13 protein-coding genes are annotated in these 15,624 nt (G+C 65.5%); 10 read left to right on the top strand and 3 right to left on the bottom strand.

The window, feature by feature from the left end:
* Positions 1 to 7 precede the first annotated feature (7 nt).
* The 7 genes from WYM_RS04105 to WYM_RS04070 all read left to right on the top strand — a co-directional run bounded on the left by WYM_RS04105 (position 8) and on the right by WYM_RS04070 (position 9,186).
* Positions 8 to 1,303 carry a dihydrolipoamide acetyltransferase family protein gene (locus WYM_RS04105; RefSeq protein WP_019179564.1) on the top strand — a complete coding sequence of 432 codons (1,296 nt, stop codon included), beginning with the start codon at positions 8 to 10 and terminating at the stop codon, positions 1,301 to 1,303.
* A gap of 478 nt (positions 1,304 to 1,781) precedes the next feature.
* Entirely contained in the window at positions 1,782 to 2,684 is a 903-nt protein-coding gene (gene sigJ / locus WYM_RS04100) for an RNA polymerase sigma factor SigJ (protein WP_019179563.1), read from the top strand.
* 184 nt (positions 2,685 to 2,868) lie between these two features.
* Positions 2,869 to 3,234, top strand: a complete 366-nt coding sequence (locus WYM_RS04095; protein WP_019179562.1) for a DoxX family protein — start codon at positions 2,869 to 2,871, stop codon at positions 3,232 to 3,234.
* A gap of 645 nt (positions 3,235 to 3,879) precedes the next feature.
* Positions 3,880 to 4,065 (top strand): hypothetical protein, encoded by a 186-nt coding sequence (locus WYM_RS04090; protein WP_019179561.1) that lies wholly within the window; start codon positions 3,880 to 3,882, stop codon positions 4,063 to 4,065.
* Positions 4,066 to 4,854: 789 nt separating this feature from the next.
* Positions 4,855 to 5,022 carry a hypothetical protein gene (locus tag WYM_RS21650; protein WP_019179559.1) on the top strand — a complete coding sequence of 56 codons (168 nt, stop codon included), beginning with the start codon at positions 4,855 to 4,857 and terminating at the stop codon, positions 5,020 to 5,022.
* A 275-nt stretch (positions 5,023 to 5,297) separates the two neighbouring features.
* On the top strand, positions 5,298 to 6,200 hold the full coding sequence (locus WYM_RS04075; protein WP_019179558.1) for an arginase family protein: 903 nt from the start codon (positions 5,298 to 5,300) through the stop codon (positions 6,198 to 6,200).
* 304 nt (positions 6,201 to 6,504) lie between these two features.
* Positions 6,505 to 9,186 (top strand): AAA family ATPase, encoded by a 2,682-nt coding sequence (locus tag WYM_RS04070; protein ID WP_019179557.1) that lies wholly within the window; start codon positions 6,505 to 6,507, stop codon positions 9,184 to 9,186.
* A 155-nt stretch (positions 9,187 to 9,341) separates the two neighbouring features.
* On the opposite strand, the gene WYM_RS19170 is transcribed toward WYM_RS04070, so the two are convergent.
* Positions 9,342 to 10,184 (bottom strand): hypothetical protein, encoded by an 843-nt coding sequence (locus WYM_RS19170; RefSeq protein WP_019179556.1) that lies wholly within the window; start codon positions 10,182 to 10,184, stop codon positions 9,342 to 9,344.
* Positions 10,185 to 10,454: 270 nt separating this feature from the next.
* Here WYM_RS19170 and WYM_RS04060 point away from each other — a divergent pair, with 270 nt between their 5' ends.
* Entirely contained in the window at positions 10,455 to 10,979 is a 525-nt protein-coding gene (locus tag WYM_RS04060) for a GNAT family N-acetyltransferase (protein WP_202802621.1), read from the top strand.
* Between the two features lie 30 nt (positions 10,980 to 11,009).
* On the opposite strand, the gene WYM_RS20990 is transcribed toward WYM_RS04060, so the two are convergent.
* On the bottom strand, positions 11,010 to 11,657 hold the full coding sequence (locus tag WYM_RS20990; protein ID WP_019179554.1) for a DAPG hydrolase family protein: 648 nt from the start codon (positions 11,655 to 11,657) through the stop codon (positions 11,010 to 11,012).
* A gap of 211 nt (positions 11,658 to 11,868) precedes the next feature.
* Here WYM_RS20990 and WYM_RS04050 point away from each other — a divergent pair, with 211 nt between their 5' ends.
* Complete coding sequence (locus tag WYM_RS04050) at positions 11,869 to 12,807, top strand: NAD-dependent epimerase/dehydratase family protein (RefSeq protein WP_019179553.1); 939 nt, start codon at positions 11,869 to 11,871, stop codon at positions 12,805 to 12,807.
* Positions 12,808 to 12,943: 136 nt separating this feature from the next.
* On the top strand, positions 12,944 to 13,552 hold the full coding sequence (locus tag WYM_RS04045; RefSeq protein WP_202802620.1) for a hypothetical protein: 609 nt from the start codon (positions 12,944 to 12,946) through the stop codon (positions 13,550 to 13,552).
* A 1,937-nt stretch (positions 13,553 to 15,489) separates the two neighbouring features.
* Here WYM_RS04045 and WYM_RS22350 read toward each other — a convergent pair.
* Entirely contained in the window at positions 15,490 to 15,621 is a 132-nt protein-coding gene (locus WYM_RS22350; RefSeq protein ID WP_272943135.1) for a hypothetical protein, read from the bottom strand.
* Positions 15,622 to 15,624 lie beyond the last annotated feature (3 nt).

Here is a 15,624-nt window from a genome sequence, read left to right as displayed (position 1 = left end):
TCCTCCCATGATCGACATCCTCATGCCCCGACTGTCCGACACGATGACGGAGGGCGCGATTGCCGAATGGCACAAGAAGCCCGGAGATGCAGTTGCGCCGGGCGATCTGCTCGTCGAGATCGAAACCGACAAGGCCCTGATGGAGCAGGAAGCCTACGATGCCGGCACCCTGGTCGAAATTCTCGTGCCAGAAGGGGAGAACGTCGCCATCGGAACGCCGATCGCACGCCTCGATGACGGCAGCGATGACCACTACCCACATGCCTCCGCCATCAGCGACGAACCAACCAACAAGGTTACGACCCGAGAAGCGGCGATGGCGGGTCGAGCGACACCGGCCAAGGCTGAAGACGATGGTCCTCCAGCGCTCGAAGTCCACCCGACGATGACGCAAGCACCTGACACGCCGGCAGATCGAGAGCCCGCAGATCGGCAAGCCGCGACTCCTCTCGTGCGCCGACTCGCTCGCGAGCGGGGGATCCAACTCTCCGACGTGACCGGTAGCGGTCCCGGCGGACGCGTCGTCCGCGCAGATCTCGACGACCTCCAGTCGGCGCCACGGCCCGCGGCCGCTCTAAGCCACTCGCCGGCGTTCGAGGATACGCGTGAACCGCAGGCGGTGCCGTTCGACGGCATCCGCCAGGCGGTCGCCTCCCGGCTTACCGAAAGCGGAACCACCGTTCCGACGTTCACGGCGACGGTTTCTGCAGACGTGGGAGCCCTCCTGGCACTTCGCGCGCAGATCAACGAAACAAACGAGGCTTCCGGGACAAAGGTCAGCGTCAATGATCTCCTCGTTCGTGCCGCAGCGATCGCGCTTCGGGCGCACCCGGGTGTGAACGCTTCCTACAGCCCCATCGGCCGTGGGCAGACGCTTCTCCACAGGAGAGTGAATGTCGGGATCGCCGTCGCCTCGCCTGCCGGACTCGTCGTCCCCGTCGTGCGAGACGCGGATCGTGCGGCGGTCAGCGCAATCGCCTCGACCTCTCGAGCGCTGATCGGAAAGGCTGCGCAACGCACCTTGACAACCCTGGATATGAGCGATGGAACGTTCACCATCAGCAATCTCGGGATGTATGGGATCGAGCACTTCGCCGCGCTCATCAACCCCCCGGAGGGCGCGATCCTTGCCGTTGGCGCCGCGAAAGAAGAGCTCGCGCTCGTGGACGGGAATGTGGAGACCCGCACATGCCTACGTCTCACCCTCACCGCGGATCACCGCATCATCGATGGGGCAATGGGCGCGCAGTTCTTGACCACGCTCGTGGAGCTGCTCGAGCACCCCTTGCGCGTCATCGCTTGACGGACGGCTGGTCCGCGCGGGGGTGCGCCGACCGACCGCTCGTCAGCGGGAGGGTCGCTACGTGACGCGCCCCGCCCGGTGAGCGAACAGACCGGCACCCCGCGTCGGCCAGAATTTGGGGGCCCGTCCATCATCGGACGTCGGGTTGCTTGGTGCCTCGCCCTGGCCGAAAACACAGTGAGCTCAGCGCGGTATGCCCGCGTGTACCGCAAAGAAAGGAAGTCCAGATATGGGGCTCTCTTCACCCCTCCAACTCCCGAGACACTGACGCGAGTACTGGCGGCGTTGGCAACACGCATCAATCCTCGTCTGCAAGGAATCCCTCGGGTAGGCGACCACATCGTGAGGCGCTTCTACGCATCACTTTCTTGAGGCGACGTCGCACCCGCACATCGAACGGACAGAGCATCTGATCGTGAGGCGACACCTCACATTCATGCGGCCTGCGCTGTCTCTATATTGAGATGAGAGGTCAGCCATGACGATCGCTTCACACGAAAGTCCGCAGGATGAGGTACTCGGCGAGCGCCAGCACCTCATATCGCTAGCGTTTCGCATGCTGGGCACCGTTGCCGACGCCGAGGATGCGGTTCAGGAGACGTACGTACGCTGGTACCGGATGAGCGATTCTGAACGAGATGCCATCCTCGTGCCGCGTGCATGGCTGACTCGGGCTGCGAGTAGGGTCTGCCTGAACATCCTCGCGTCAGCGCATCATCGCCGGGAGACGTACGTGGGACCGTGGCTGCCCGAGCCCGTGCCGAGCCAGGCGTTTAGCGCGCCCACAGAGACCTTGTCAGATCCATTAGATCGCATCACCCTCGACGAATCTGTCAGCACCGCGTTGCTGGTGGTTCTTGAGTCGATGACGCCTGCCGAACGTGTGGCTTTCGTGCTGCACGACGTCTTCGCCATCCCTTTCGACGAGATCGCTGAGACCGTGGGGCGCACGTCCGCCGCCTGCCGCCAGCTTGCGACCTCCGCGCGCCGCCGCGTTCAGCAGAGCAGGACTCGACGCGCTTCTCGTTCCGAGCACGACGAAGTGGTGAAAGCTTTTGCCGCTGCCGCGCGCGCCGGTGACATCGAGGGCCTCATTCATGTTCTCGATCCGCAGGTGGTGCTTCGTTCCGACGGGGGCGGGATCGTCTCAGCCGCGCGAAAGCCCGTCCTCGGTAACGACCGCGTCGCACGTTTCCTCCTCGGCACCCTGCAAAAGCATCCAGAGGCGACGATTCTCGAGCACGAGACGCCGGACGGTATGGGCTTTGCGATGTGGGAACGCGGCCGGATCTTTGGCGTGGTGACATTGGATGTGCTTAACGGTCTCGTCACGGACGTCCGCATGATGATGAACCCGCAAAAGCTCACCCTCTGGAACTGACTCAGCAGCGCGGTCACTTGTCCATAACCCTTCATCCGGCGATCAAACGCCGGCTGCACTGTCGATGGTGCGCACCCTTGAGTTCCTGAAGTTCAGATCACCGTTTCACCTCACATCGCGTGGACCTATGCGGTCTTTCTGAGCGAGGCCCCTCCGGGCCGTCCAGAGAAGATTGAAGGATGTCTTGCTGATCGCATACTGGATCCTCGCCGCGGTGCTTGCACTGATCTTCATCGCATCCGGTTCAACAAAGATCGCCAGGCCGAAGGCGGCCCTCGCCTCCACGGGGATGAAATATGTGGAGGAGTTCTCAGGCTCGCAGGTCAAGTCGATTGGCGCCGTCGAAATCGTCGGCGCCGTTGGGCTTGTCGTCCCCCGCCTGACGGAAGTAGCGTCAATTCTTGCCCCCATTGCGGCGCTGGGGCTCGCCGCCCTCATGGCCGCAGCAGTCGCGGTTCATGTTCGTCGCCAGGAGGACTACCGCGCCCCTCTCGCGCTCGCTGTGCTGTCCGTCGTGACTGCTCTTGTGGGCTTCCTCAGCCTTGCTTGACCATCCCATCACGAGCCGCTCCCCCGAGTCAGGGCTGGAGCGATGACTTGTGCCAATCGAGGGGGCAGCCGGGGTTACACGACGAGCAGGAACGCTGCAATCGGACCAAATAGAAGGGTCCAATAGGAACCAATATCAAGGCGAGCGGGTCCGGGTCCGCGCCGATCCGCCGGGGAGGATGGCCAAGGTCAACCACAAGACCGGCACCACCGTCGTCAGCCTTGCGACTGTCTGCATACCCCGGCGCGATCCGACCCTCCGAACTGAGCGGTAGGGATCCGTATGCGTGCTGCATCAGCGCTGACAATAGGGTGAACCGGTGCGTCTTTGGTTGTGGTCGGTGACGGGTGCAGCAGTGTTGATCATCCTGCTCGTTTGGGCGACAGACGATGGATGTCTCGAGCACTGGGGCAGTGCACCGTGCACGTACGCGCCCGCGGTCGGGGTGCCTACGGCGATCCTGCTGTCCACGATGATGGCGGCCGTCTTGGCGGTGACACTGACTGCTTTGATCAGGCTTCGTCGCGCGCGCCTTCAAAGCGGCCGAACCCAGAGTGAGTCCTCCTAGGTCTGACGGGCGGAGATCGATCGTCAGCCGGGCGGCCGCCCGGTCTCGCCAGCAAGGGCCACCGATAGGGTTCGCAGATGTCGAAGCGCGCGCGCACGTGGATCATCGTTGTCCTCGCGGCTGTCGCGATCGCGGCGATCATCGTTGTGGTTGGCTTGCGTCAGGTGAGCTGGTGCAACGACGTCGGGGCAAGCGTGGCGGGACAGACAAGCGAGTGCTTCACCGAGTGGCGGTGGCAGCTGTGGCCTACCGGGGGCAGCTAGCTTCAAGATTTCGTCCGGCGTTACCCCCAGAGTGCGCGCGCCTTCAGCGAAAGCGCGGCTACCTCGCTCACATCGATTTCAGCCCGCGCTTCGGTGATGGCCGCAGCGGGCCATCGAACAATCAGCTCGAGCTTCCTCGCTTCGGGCAGTCGCCATAGCCAAAGCCCCGGGCTGGATGACATCAAGAATGGGCCACCACCACCCCCAGGACGGGTAGTCATCACCGAGAGACCCTGGGGCGGCTCGCCTGGGGTTGGCGGGAACGAAACGGCGAGCTCGCCGTGGCCTCTTCGCCGTTGTCGAGCGCTACCGCGAACATCAGTGCCGCTTCGCCGCCCGGGGCGCTTGGCGTGCCTGCTCGGCCGAAGAAGATATCTTGCATTCGCTCCCACCCGGCGTCGTCCTCACCGAGCCGGCGCGCACGCAACTCGATCTGTAGTTCAACGCCGGTGCTGTAGACGTGTGCGCCGACTAATGCGACAGCAATGTTCGAGGTCGAGGCGACAACCTTCGTTATCGGCAACACGGCCGGCACCTCGTCGCTCGGCGGCTCCAACCAAGCCGGAACTCTGTCGGACCTGTCGGATTCGCTTAGCGCACGCGGCATGACTCCAGCCGACCACACCAGTGGTGACCAGGCAAATGCCCGAAAGTCGATCCGCAAACGGGCAATGCTCGTTTGGCGGGTCCGACAGGCGGTCCGCTTGCTCGCCCAGCGACCGCGTCCAGGAGTCGGCGATGTCAGAGGCTCTCGATAGTGTCGGCACAACCGACCCCGCGAGGACTGACATGACCGATTCGTGGCGCACCACGCTCGCCAAGCTCCAGCTCACGTTGCAGTCGCGAAATCTCACCGACGCCGAGCACATCCGCTACAACGATGCGCTGAGGAAGCGCGCCGCGGAGATGAGTCGCGCGCGGGCCGACCGGCCCAAGACTCACGCCTGGCCGCTCTAGCAAGGGCGGCCATCCCGGCGGTTCGTCAGCGCGCCTCGATCCCTTTCCGGTCAGTTCTGGAGGCAACCGCATCACCGCTAGAGACGGCGGTGGAGTCAGCGGCTCCCGCAAGGACTCATGCGCGTTCCACGACGAGTTGAGGTGTGCGTGATGCTCCTGGCGCAACGCGGGGGCCGGCGGCCGTGCTCGCAACAAACTGAGCCCGGTTGCGGGACGAGGGTCCGGCCCGTGAGTGTGAAGGAGTTCGGTTCGCAGACCCGTTGGAGGGAAGTCTCATGAAGGTGACTGTGTTGGGAGTGCCGAGCAGTGCCGGCGCGTACTGCGTCGGCGTTGAGCGAGCGCCCGGAGCCCTACGAGACGCGGGGCTCGTCGAATCGCTGCTTTCTGCGGGTGCGGACGTCGTTGATGCCGGCGACCTCACGACGCGGTTGTGGAAGCCTGACCAGGACAGTCCGTTCGCGCAGAACCTGGGTGATGAAGCGGAATCAATGCGCGAGCTGTCCGCGTCTGCGGCTGAGCTGCTGACGGAAGGCGAGCGGCTGCTCGTGCTCGGTGGCAGTTGCATGGTCGCAGTGGGCCTGTGCGCGGCGATGAGGCGCCGAGGTGAGCGTCCACGTCTCGTCTACATCGACCGGCACCTGGACCTCAACACACCGCACTCCACCACCGAGGGGTCGCTCAGCTGGATGGGGATGGGTCATGCGCTGTGTCTGGAAGGCGCTGCCCCAGAGCTGGCAGGAGCGTCTGGCGACCGACCGCTGCTGCATCCGTCGGATCTCGTCTACCTGGGAGCTGACCCGACGAGGGAGACGACCCAGTGGGAGCGCGATCGGGCCGAAGCGCTCGGTCTCGCGATCGTCGACCAAGCGGAGCTCTGCGACGACCCACACAAGGCCGCGCGGCGCGCACGGGGCGAGCTCGCCGGCGGGCCGTTTGTCGTGCATCTCGACGTCGATGTTCTCGATTTCCTCGATGCCCCGATAGAAGAGAACGTCAATGGGCGCAACAGCGGACCCACGATCGCAGTTCTCGAGCGTGCCCTCGCCGAACTCCTGCAGGACCCCGACTGCCTCGGCCTCTCCCTCGGACAGCTCGACCCAGCGCACGCGTCCTCAGATCCGACCGCGCTGCCGCGGCTCGTCTCGGCGCTCGTATCGGCTTTGATCCCAACGCTCTAGCCGTCCCGGTAGGGGGTCCCCGGTCGCGCGAATTGTTCGTGCGATCGGACTTCGTCCGTCCGATCGCTCAGAACGCCCGATTAGCCCGCCCGATGAACTTGCACGCCAACGTGCCACAAACGCGCCGCCGCCAAAGACCGCGCATGGAAGACGCGGCAGCGAGAGCAAGAGAAACCGCAATGCACGCAGGCACCGATGTGAAATGCGCTAGACGTTACGCAGAATCCGGCGTACTCTGACGCGTATGCGAGGTGGGCTCGAGCGGTGGAAGCGGGGAGTCGATTCGCGCGGCCTTCGGCACGCGGTGGCGTACGCGCTCGAGGGGTCGTGCGACGCTCACCTCTCGCGTTCCACCGGCGCCCAGGCGCTCGAGAGCTACAGCGGTGCGGCCGATTCTTCGGTGTCTCGGTACGTCGTCGAGGGCGGATCGATCAGTACGGATGAGTTGTCGGCGACTGCGCTGCGGGTGTGGTTGGCCGGGAATGATCCGGTGACGGGGGAGGAGCGGGGCACATCGCGGCTGCGGCCGGATGCGGATTTGCTGTTGGATGGCACGCTGAATCACCCCAAGTCGTACAGCGTTGCGGCGCTGTTGCATCCGGAGTTGGCGGTGGAGTTCGAGGCGTTGCAGGACCGGTTGCGGGACCGAATTCTGCTGCTGTGGCAGCAGAAGCTGAATGCCCGCCGCGGCCACGGCGGTCGGATCCGCGAGTCCATCGCGCGGCTTGAGGTGGTCGAGCTGCAGCACCGGCGGTCCCGCGCGCTGGACCCGCACGCGCACCGTCACCTGTGGTTGAACATCAAAGTGCAAGGCGTTGATGGGAAGTGGACGAACGTCGACTCCCGGGTGGCGATGAAGTTCCACACCGTCGTCAACGCGGAGGGGGAGCTGGCTGCTCGCTCCGACCCGCAGTGGATTGCCGCTCTTGCCCGCTACGGCTACACCATCGATCCGGACGGGGAGATCGCGGAGCTCGCCGCCGCAGTCGGGCCGCTCTCGCGACGCTCTGCGCAGATCGAAGCCAATCGGAAGACGTTGATCTCGGAGTGGACGGCGGCGCACGGTGGGGCGTCTCCGAGTGTTGAGGTGCTCGCGCAGATCGATCGACGGGCGTGGGCGGTGGCGCGTCCGAACAAGCCCGCAGCTCTGGACGAGCAGACGTGGGAGGCGACGGTTCGGGACGAGCTCGCTGCCATCGACTCCCGCCTATCTCAACGTCGAGGGCCCCGTGAGCTCCGGCCCGTCGCGATTCGTGACCTGGACCTTGAAATGCTGGCGGGTGCGGCCGTGGTCGATGCGGATCGCCGGTCGACGTCCTCGAGCGGCCGGTTCAGCCTGTTTGACCTGCGTGCCGGCGCTATTCGCGCGGTCTCGCGCACTGGTGTCGTCGCCACGAGGGCTGAGCTTGAGCGGCTGATTGTGGAGGTTGATCGTGTCGCCCGTGCCCGTGCGGTGCGGCTCATCCCCGATACGGCGGTTCCGGCGCATGTGAAGGCGTTCATGGCGACCGAGACGATGCGCCTGAAGATCCGGCTCGCCGGACGCTTCGACGCCCTCGCCACCGCCGGCCGGTCGCTGCTCCCCGACGAGATACGACAGGTTACAACATCCCTCGACGATGCCGCAAAGATGGATGGCTCGCAGCTGGCCGCAGCCGGAGCGATCGCAGGAACCCACGGACTGGTGGCCGTGTCCGGGCCCGCCGGTGCGGGGAAGACGACGATGCTGCGCGCAGCTTTCATCGCACTGCACCGGCAGCGCCGACAGATGCTTGTGGTGGCGCCGACTCGCAAGGCCGCGTCGGTCGCGGCCCGCGAAACCGGCGCGGACGCGTCAAGTCTGCATGCGCTGCTTGCCGACCACGGCTACCGCTGGTCCACCGACGCCGCCGGCGCCATCACGTGGAGCCGGCTCGCGCCGGGAAAGATCGACCCGGCGACAGGAGCCACTTACCACGGCCCGACGCAGTTCCCACTCACCCACGGCGATCGCATCGTTGTGGATGAGGCCGGGATGGTCGATCTGCAGGCCGCGGACGCTCTCACTGAACTCGCCGTGGAGACGGGTGTCGGTGTGGCGATGGTCGGCGACACTCACCAAGCGCTGCCGGTGGGTCACCCCGGTGCGATGGCGGCCGCGATCCGGCACGCCACCGCCACCGTTGAGCTGGACACCGTCCGCCGGTTCCGAGACCCGGAGTATGCGCAGCTCACCCTGCAGCTCCGGAACCCCCGCGATCGCGATCACGCGCTGCAGATCGCCGGCATGCTCGCCGAGCGCGGTCACGTGCGCCGCGTGGACAGCCCGGACGAGGCTCGGGCGGCACTGGTCGAGGAGTTCTTCAACTGGCACGCCCGCGGGAAGCGGGTGGCGTTGGTGTGCGGGACTAACAGTGAGGTGGATACCGTCAACGCCGACATTCAGCAGAGACGCATCGATGTCGGCGAACTGGACCCGACAACACTCGCGGTCGGAATGGGGGAGCAGCGCATCCTCGTCGGCGACGCCGTCCAAACACGGCGCAACGATCCCCGCACCGGTGTCGAAAACCGTGCGCAATGGACCGTGACCCGCATCACCGCAGACGCGATCGACCTCGTCTCCCCAACCGACAGCGGCGTCCGCCGCCGAGTCAGCCGCGACTACACGCTCGAGCATCTGCAACTCGCCTACGCCTCCACGGTTCACGGCGTCCAAGGCGAGACCACCGACGCCGCCATCGTCGGCCCCGACGTCGACGCCGCCGGCCTCTACGTCGGCCTCACCCGCGGACGACACCACAACCACGCCATCGTCATCGCCCGAACCGACACCAACGCACGAGAACGGCTCGCCGCGACCATGCTCCGCGGCACCACCGAAATCACCATCAACGACTCCGTGCATGCTGTTGAAGCCGAACTGCGGCGCGCCGCACGGGACCGCGCCAGTCAACCCCAGGGATACGGACCCACCCAGTCGGCCAGTCTCGGGCCATTCCGGTGAGACACGAACGGACAGCGCGCCAGTGCACCATCTCCATAAAGCTGGCTGCTCGGAGATACAGCGGGCGTGCGTCCTCGTCGTAAGCAACCGCCGACGAGAGCGCTCGGCGGATATCGGTCTTGCGCCGCCTCCTGTCGGATCGCGAGACAGAACGCTCAGCAAGACGGCGTGGGCACGGCGACCGGGGGCACCTGACGCGCGGTTTCCACGGCTAGGTAGCGTTCGAGCGACGCCGTAACTCTTGACCGTGCACCGGTGCCAAGCGCGTCCCACCCGTCGTAGATGCGGTCGTATTGGAGCGGCTGGATAGCAAACTGTATTCCCCGGATCGCCGTCTGGGACAGTGGCACACGATTGACGAAACTCCACATGACGGCGATTGTCTTGTGGTCTGGGTTCACCATCAGTGTGTCGCCAGTGAGCAGTACCCCGCGCCCGTCGGCACCGCCCTGCCAGTCGACCACACTGCTACCCGGAAAGTGACCACCGCATTGCACAATTCGCACACCCGGCAACAGTTCGGTCTCGTCACGCCAGAAACGAATGACGGGATCGGGGCGACGCACCCATTCCCGATCGGCGTCCGCGACCAGAACGTCGACGCCGCCGAACGCGTGGCTCCATTGGATTGAGGCCCCGGTGAGGTGAGGGTGGCTGGAGGCGATGACCGCCACACCGCCCAGATCTCGGACCACGTCAATGGCTTCCTGGTCGATGTACCCGGGCGGGTCGAACAGCAAATTTCCTCCCTCCGTGCATAGGAGGAGGCCGCGCTGTCCGATGCCGAGTTTCGGGCTCACAGTGATGCCATGCAGGCCTGGCTCGAGTTCGTCAATGCGCGTACGGTAGCCGAGCTGGCGTAGCTGCTCGCGATGGGTCCACTGTTGCCCCGCCACCGGGACCCACTGTCTGTCATCGACGCAGATCTCGCAGATAACGGGCGGTTGCTCCGTGTCGGCATGCTCGATGGCGCACGTCTGGCAGATCCACACGGTCATGGCTTACTACTGTCCTGGGAGCCCGCTGGACACGTGGGTTGGCGCGACAGGTGTGCTCCAGCGCGGCATCGTATGACGGTCGTTCTAGGCGTACGATTCCTGTCCGAGGGCCTCGGCAGCGGAGCATCTGGGTTGTCGTGAGTCATGCTTGCCTCTCCTTCTGGCGACGATACTTTCTGGCGTTGCCAGTACGACACGGTGCCCTTACGGCATGCTTGCCCCCGCCTTTCGCCGGACAAGACGGCGACTACGAGAAGAAGTGGATGAGCCGTGCGCGATGCTGAGGCGTTCGACAACGACACCGATTCGCCCGCCGTGCGTCGGAAAGGAGGCCCTGGGGTAGCAGCAGTTAGAGTCCGGCCGGCAGAGCCCGCCGACTCCGCTGCGATTGCACGCTTGATACGACGCGCGAAAGCGGAGGCGATGCCGTGGCTTGCGAAGCCTCATACGCTCACGGAGGACGAATGGTGGGCGGCGAACATCCTTCTCCGTGATCATGTGGTGAAGGTGGCCGCGGAAGACGGGAAATCGTCGCGAGTCGTCGGCGTCCTCGCCGTCAGTGATGGCTGGGTCGATCAGCTCTACATCGCGCCCGCGGCCCAGGGGCGAGGTATCGGTTCTCACTTGCTGAGGGAAGCGCAGGGCGCGGCGCCGGGGCCGCTGCAGCTGTGGACGTTCCAGCGCAATCACCGAGCGCGCGCCTTCTACGAGGGCCATGGATTCGTCGCGGTTCGCGAGACCGATGGTGACAACGAAGAGAATGAACCGGATGTTCTCTACGTGTGGCGTCCGTGAGATTTCCGGATCTGGAGCGAACCCGTCTCCTCAGCCAGCGGAGTCGTGTTCTGCCACGTAGAGACCGACGATGAGCCACTCGAGGAACCCCATCTCTTCGACGCTGTGCCGCGCCCAAGCCAACTCAGCCCCGTGCGGGATCAGGAGCCGGTGGACCAGTGGGTTCAAGAGGCGCCCGAGCATTTCCGGGGCCCCGACCCTGAGGACGCTCCGGCAGCGAAGGTTCTTGCCCTCTGACCACCAGTCGTCTTGCCGTTCTGCGATGGTCATCCCAAGGACTCGCGCTGCACGCGTCGTTCCGGTGCTGTCGTATCGCAGCACATCCCACGTCAGACCGAAGTAATAGCTCGGGTTACCACCGAACGCCTCCACGACTTGGATGCGTGCCCCGACACCGTATCCGCCGTCTCGACTGGGTTTGACCACACGCCAGAGGAGGTGGTCTTCGGGGTGCCATTCCTGGTAGCGGTCGACCTGTTGGTCGCGGTAGCCCATGCCGCCCTCAATGTTCGCGAACCACCAGGTCAGCATTGCGGGAGAAATCCTGTGGAGCAGCGGATGCAGAACAGTCACCTGCCGGCGCCCATCAGGTGTCGTCTCGAAAGTTATGTGCGCGTCGTCGATCCTTCGCTTCGCGCCCAGCGGCGGAAGCTGTCTTGCGGCGGGCATCTTGCGCATCTCGATCCTTTCCGTGACGCGTGAGCATCATGATCGCCGCCATCGTCGCTTTACCTCCTTGCATCAGCCTTGCGGCAAGTCGGCCAGCGGGCAGCCTCGCCCGCTCTTGACGGACGTCGAGTACGCAATCGCGAAAGCGACATGCAAGGCGATGGTCGAAGACTGACCTTGGCTCGGCTCAGGACCGAGAAGACTCGAGGGGAAGTTCGCTATGTCTCAAGGCACCCACGTCGTCATTGGTGCGACGGGCGCGACGGGACGCGTCATCGTCCGTGAACTCAGCGCGCGTGGCGTCCCGGTCCGTGCGGTGAGCCGGCGCGCAATACGGGACGTGCCGGTCAACGTCACGTCCGTCGCCGCGGACGCGCTGGACCCGGCGAGTGTGAAGCGTGCTGTGCATGGAGCGGCCGTTGTCTACCACTGCGCGATGCCGACGTTCGAGAACTGGCGTAGCGACTTCCCTCGAATGACGCGGGCCATCGTGGAGGCCGCCGGCGGGAATGACGCACGCGTTGTGTTCGCCGACGACACATGGATGTATGGCAAGGTCACCGGTCCGATCTCGGAGCGCACGCCGGAGAACCCGGTGAGCAACAAGGGCGTCCTGCGGGCATGGCTGGGCGAGATGCTCCTCACCGCGCACCATCGTGGCGACGCTCACGTCGTTATCGGCCGGGCCCCGGAGTTGTTCGGCCCTCACGTCGGGTCGCTCCTGAACGCAGGATTCATCGGCGCGGCCGCCCGTGGCAGACGCGCCGTCTATATCGGCAACCCTGACCTTCCCATCACGCCGATGTTCATCGACGACTTTGCGCGGGGTCTCATCACGCTGGCCACAGCACAGGACGCGTCCGGGCGGGCGTGGATGATTCCCACGCCGCCGCCAACGACAGCCCGCAGCCTCGTGCAGCTCGCTGCCGACAGGCACGGCCGTCGCGTGCACATCAGTCGCATCTCGAGCCGCACTGGAAGGGCCCTCGGGCTGGTCTGGCCGCTGGCGCGAGAGGGCGCAGAAATGATCTATCAGTTCGAGCAGCCCTTCACCATTGACGCCTCCGACTTCACTTCCCGCTTCGGGGCGAACCCGACTCCGTACGAGAAGTCGGTCCGTGCGACCGCGGACTGGTATCGCAGCAACGGATCCCGCTGACTTGCACGTTGCGTCGGGCGGATCAGGGTCGCGAAAGGCCCGTGAAAGAACGCTGCTCGACGATGAAACTGACCCGCACACCCGCCGAACGAGAGGTCACACCATGTCCCGGCTCCCACTGCCTCAACCGCTGCGCATGGAGTACCCGCTTCGCACTGTGCGCGAGGATCGGGTTTCCGTCCAGGAGTTTCCGCACCGCCGGCTCCGGATCACCATTGACCACGAGCCGCTGCAAGGCGTCACGCCTGAGATGCTCTTGGACTGGTTCTCCCACATCGGCGAGACCATGCTCTACGCCGGGCAGACCGTGCCGCGCTACCGAGCGTGGCACCCTCTAGACCACATCCATTGGGAACTCGTCCGTTCCGCACCCGGCGGCGGCGCCGGGGAGGGCGCGCGCTTCCGCATCGTCGAGGCGATGGGGCGCGACGAGCGCTTCTACATCGACTCTGTCGACCGTGTGGAAAAGCTTGACCTCACCGGTATCCGCCTTGTACTGCGTATCGCCGGGGTCATGTTCTTCCAGCTTGAGCACACCTGGTCGCGGGCCGAGAACGCCACCCACTACACCTCCGTGATGGATGTCGGCGCCCGCTCCGCCCTCGCCCTTCCCATCAACACCTACCTCCGCTCCCGGGTCTTCGTTCCCGGCATGGAACGTGCCTGGGTCAAACACAACGTCGAAGAGGTCGGCTTGTTCGAGCACCTCCTCCCCGCCCTGCAGCAACCCGCCATCACCCGCTGACCCTGAAACCCGAGATGACCTTCCGACACTCTTCGCGCCTGCGCGCCGTTGCAGCCGCGCTCCTCACCGCCACCCTCGTCGCCGGCTTCACCGTCCCCGCAGCCCACAGCGCCGAGGAAACCACTGCCGCGCCGGCCAGCCAGAGCACGCCGAACCCCGAGTGGGCGGACGAACTCGAACAAGATCTTGCACAGCTCCCCGAGGAGCTGACGACGGCGGCGGAACTCCAGACGTCGGAGGAACCGCCCCTGTGTGATGTCACCTGGTCAGGTGGAGCCGGCGGACGCTGGGACGTCGCAACGAACTGGACCCCGGCGGCTGTGCCTACCGGAGACCAGACGGTCTGCGCGCTGGGTGGCGAGATCTTGGTGCCGAGCGGCGTGACCGCGGAGGCAGGGCGCATGGTCGCCGACGCAGCCGTCGCCGTCGAAGGAAATCTCGCACTGGGCGGCCCGTCAACCATCCGGGCCGTCCACCTCACCGACCTCTACGACCGGGGCGTGACACCTCGCCTCGGGATCGGTGACGGCGTCGCACTAACCGTGCAGGAGCTCCACATCACCCAGACGAGCGACGCTGCCGTGTACGGTGGCACGCTCGTCGTCGTCGACACATTCACCGTCCAAAGCTCCATCGCGAACATCAGCAGCTTCCTGATCACGGAACCGACGTCGAGCACGAACGTCGGCGGGACAGAAAGCCGCCTCGAAGTCGCCGGGGGCGCCAACCTTTGGGGCGAGTGGACGGTGGACGAGAGCAATGATGTCCACGTCAGCACACGCGTCGGGTGGGGACAGCCCAGCTCGCTGACAGGTGACGGAGACGTCGAAGCACTCGAGGGCGGCCGTGTCCTAGTTCTCGGGACACTCGATCTCGGAGCACTCCTCGTCGGCGGTGAGGCCGTCGTCGAGACAGAGGAGGCCGCTCATCTTGGCATGCTCGTCAGCAGCGGCGCGTTGCGTCTCAACGTCCCCACCACCTCTGAGCGGGCAGTGGTCTTCGGCGGCGCCATCACCGGCCCAGCCGACTTCACCGTCGTCGACCAGCTCACCTGGGGCGGAGGTGAGCTTGCAACGAACACCACCATCGGGCGTCTCCGACTAGACACCGGCGCCTCCACCATCGCAGCCGGAGTGGTGGTGAACGCAGCCAGCGTGCTCAATCTTCCGAACACTCACCCGGACGTCGCTCTCATCGACGACGCGCAATTGAACATCGCCGGTGGAATCCTTGACGGTGGCGCGGAGATCATCATCAGCGGCGGTGGCCGATTGGCCTTGGACAACATCGTCACCATCGACGGCGCCACCTTGGATGTGGACGCAGCCGTCGAGCTGGTGCCCGAGGCGCTAGTGACCCTGACGAACAACGCGACCCTGCGACTTGACGGAGCCGCCACCCTCAACGGCTCAATCTCCGGGGCCGGTGGCACCCGCATCATCGCCGGCGGCGAGGTGGAGGGCAGCGCAGCGACCACCATCGGCACCGAGGGCCGCCTGGAAGTCGACGCCGGCGGAAGGATGGACCTGTGGGGCTGGACCAGCACCGGCACAACCGCACTTGCCGGGGACCTGATCCTCCATGACGACGCACAATTCCTCGCCACCGACCTGACGACCAACAGCTTGCTCGATGTGCGCGACACCGCTGATGTATTCGCGTCCCGCGTCGACGTGCTCGCAGGACGCACCCAGATCGCGACGCGTGCCGGCATCGACGCCAGCTCTGGGGTCGTCGCCGTCGCACCGGGCGCGACGCTGACCGGATCCGGTGCGGTATTCGGCCTCCTCGAGAACAGCGGAACCGTGGAACCGGGAACGGCGGACGCCTATGACACACTCACGGTCGACGGCGACTACCGGCAATCACCTGACGCGGCGTTGCGTATACGGCTCGGCGAGCTCCAGCAGGACGCGTTGACCGTCACCGGCACCGCGTCACTCGGCGGGAGCCTCGACCTGCAGCCCGACGCTGACGCGTCGATCCCTGGCGAGTACGACATCGTCCGTGCGACGGCGCTGAGCGGCGAGTTTGACGCCCTCGATGGGTGCTCGCAGTTCGAACAGCACCCC

It is taken from the genome of Microbacterium yannicii PS01 (assembly GCF_000304335.1).
In the GTDB taxonomy this organism is placed as follows: domain Bacteria; phylum Actinomycetota; class Actinomycetes; order Actinomycetales; family Microbacteriaceae; genus Microbacterium; species Microbacterium yannicii_A.
This window is presented reverse-complemented; position numbering and strand designations above follow the sequence as displayed.

Bases quoted from the DNA above. Each gene is read 5' to 3' on its own strand.
- WYM_RS04105 (WP_019179564.1), top strand. From the start codon at position 8: ATGATCGACATCCTCATGCCCCGACTGTCCGACACGATGACGGAGGGC.
- WYM_RS04050 (WP_019179553.1), top strand. From the start codon at position 11,869: ATGTCTCAAGGCACCCACGTCGTCATTGGTGCGACGGGCGCGACGGGA.
- sigJ (WP_019179563.1), top strand. From the start codon at position 1,782: ATGACGATCGCTTCACACGAAAGTCCGCAGGATGAGGTACTCGGCGAG.
- WYM_RS21650 (WP_019179559.1), top strand. From the start codon at position 4,855: ATGACCGATTCGTGGCGCACCACGCTCGCCAAGCTCCAGCTCACGTTG.
- WYM_RS19170 (WP_019179556.1), bottom strand. From the start codon at position 10,184: ATGACCGTGTGGATCTGCCAGACGTGCGCCATCGAGCATGCCGACACG.
- WYM_RS04075 (WP_019179558.1), top strand. From the start codon at position 5,298: ATGAAGGTGACTGTGTTGGGAGTGCCGAGCAGTGCCGGCGCGTACTGC.
- WYM_RS04090 (WP_019179561.1), top strand. From the start codon at position 3,880: ATGTCGAAGCGCGCGCGCACGTGGATCATCGTTGTCCTCGCGGCTGTC.
- WYM_RS04045 (WP_202802620.1), top strand. From the start codon at position 12,944: ATGGAGTACCCGCTTCGCACTGTGCGCGAGGATCGGGTTTCCGTCCAG.
- WYM_RS20990 (WP_019179554.1), bottom strand. From the start codon at position 11,657: ATGCGCAAGATGCCCGCCGCAAGACAGCTTCCGCCGCTGGGCGCGAAG.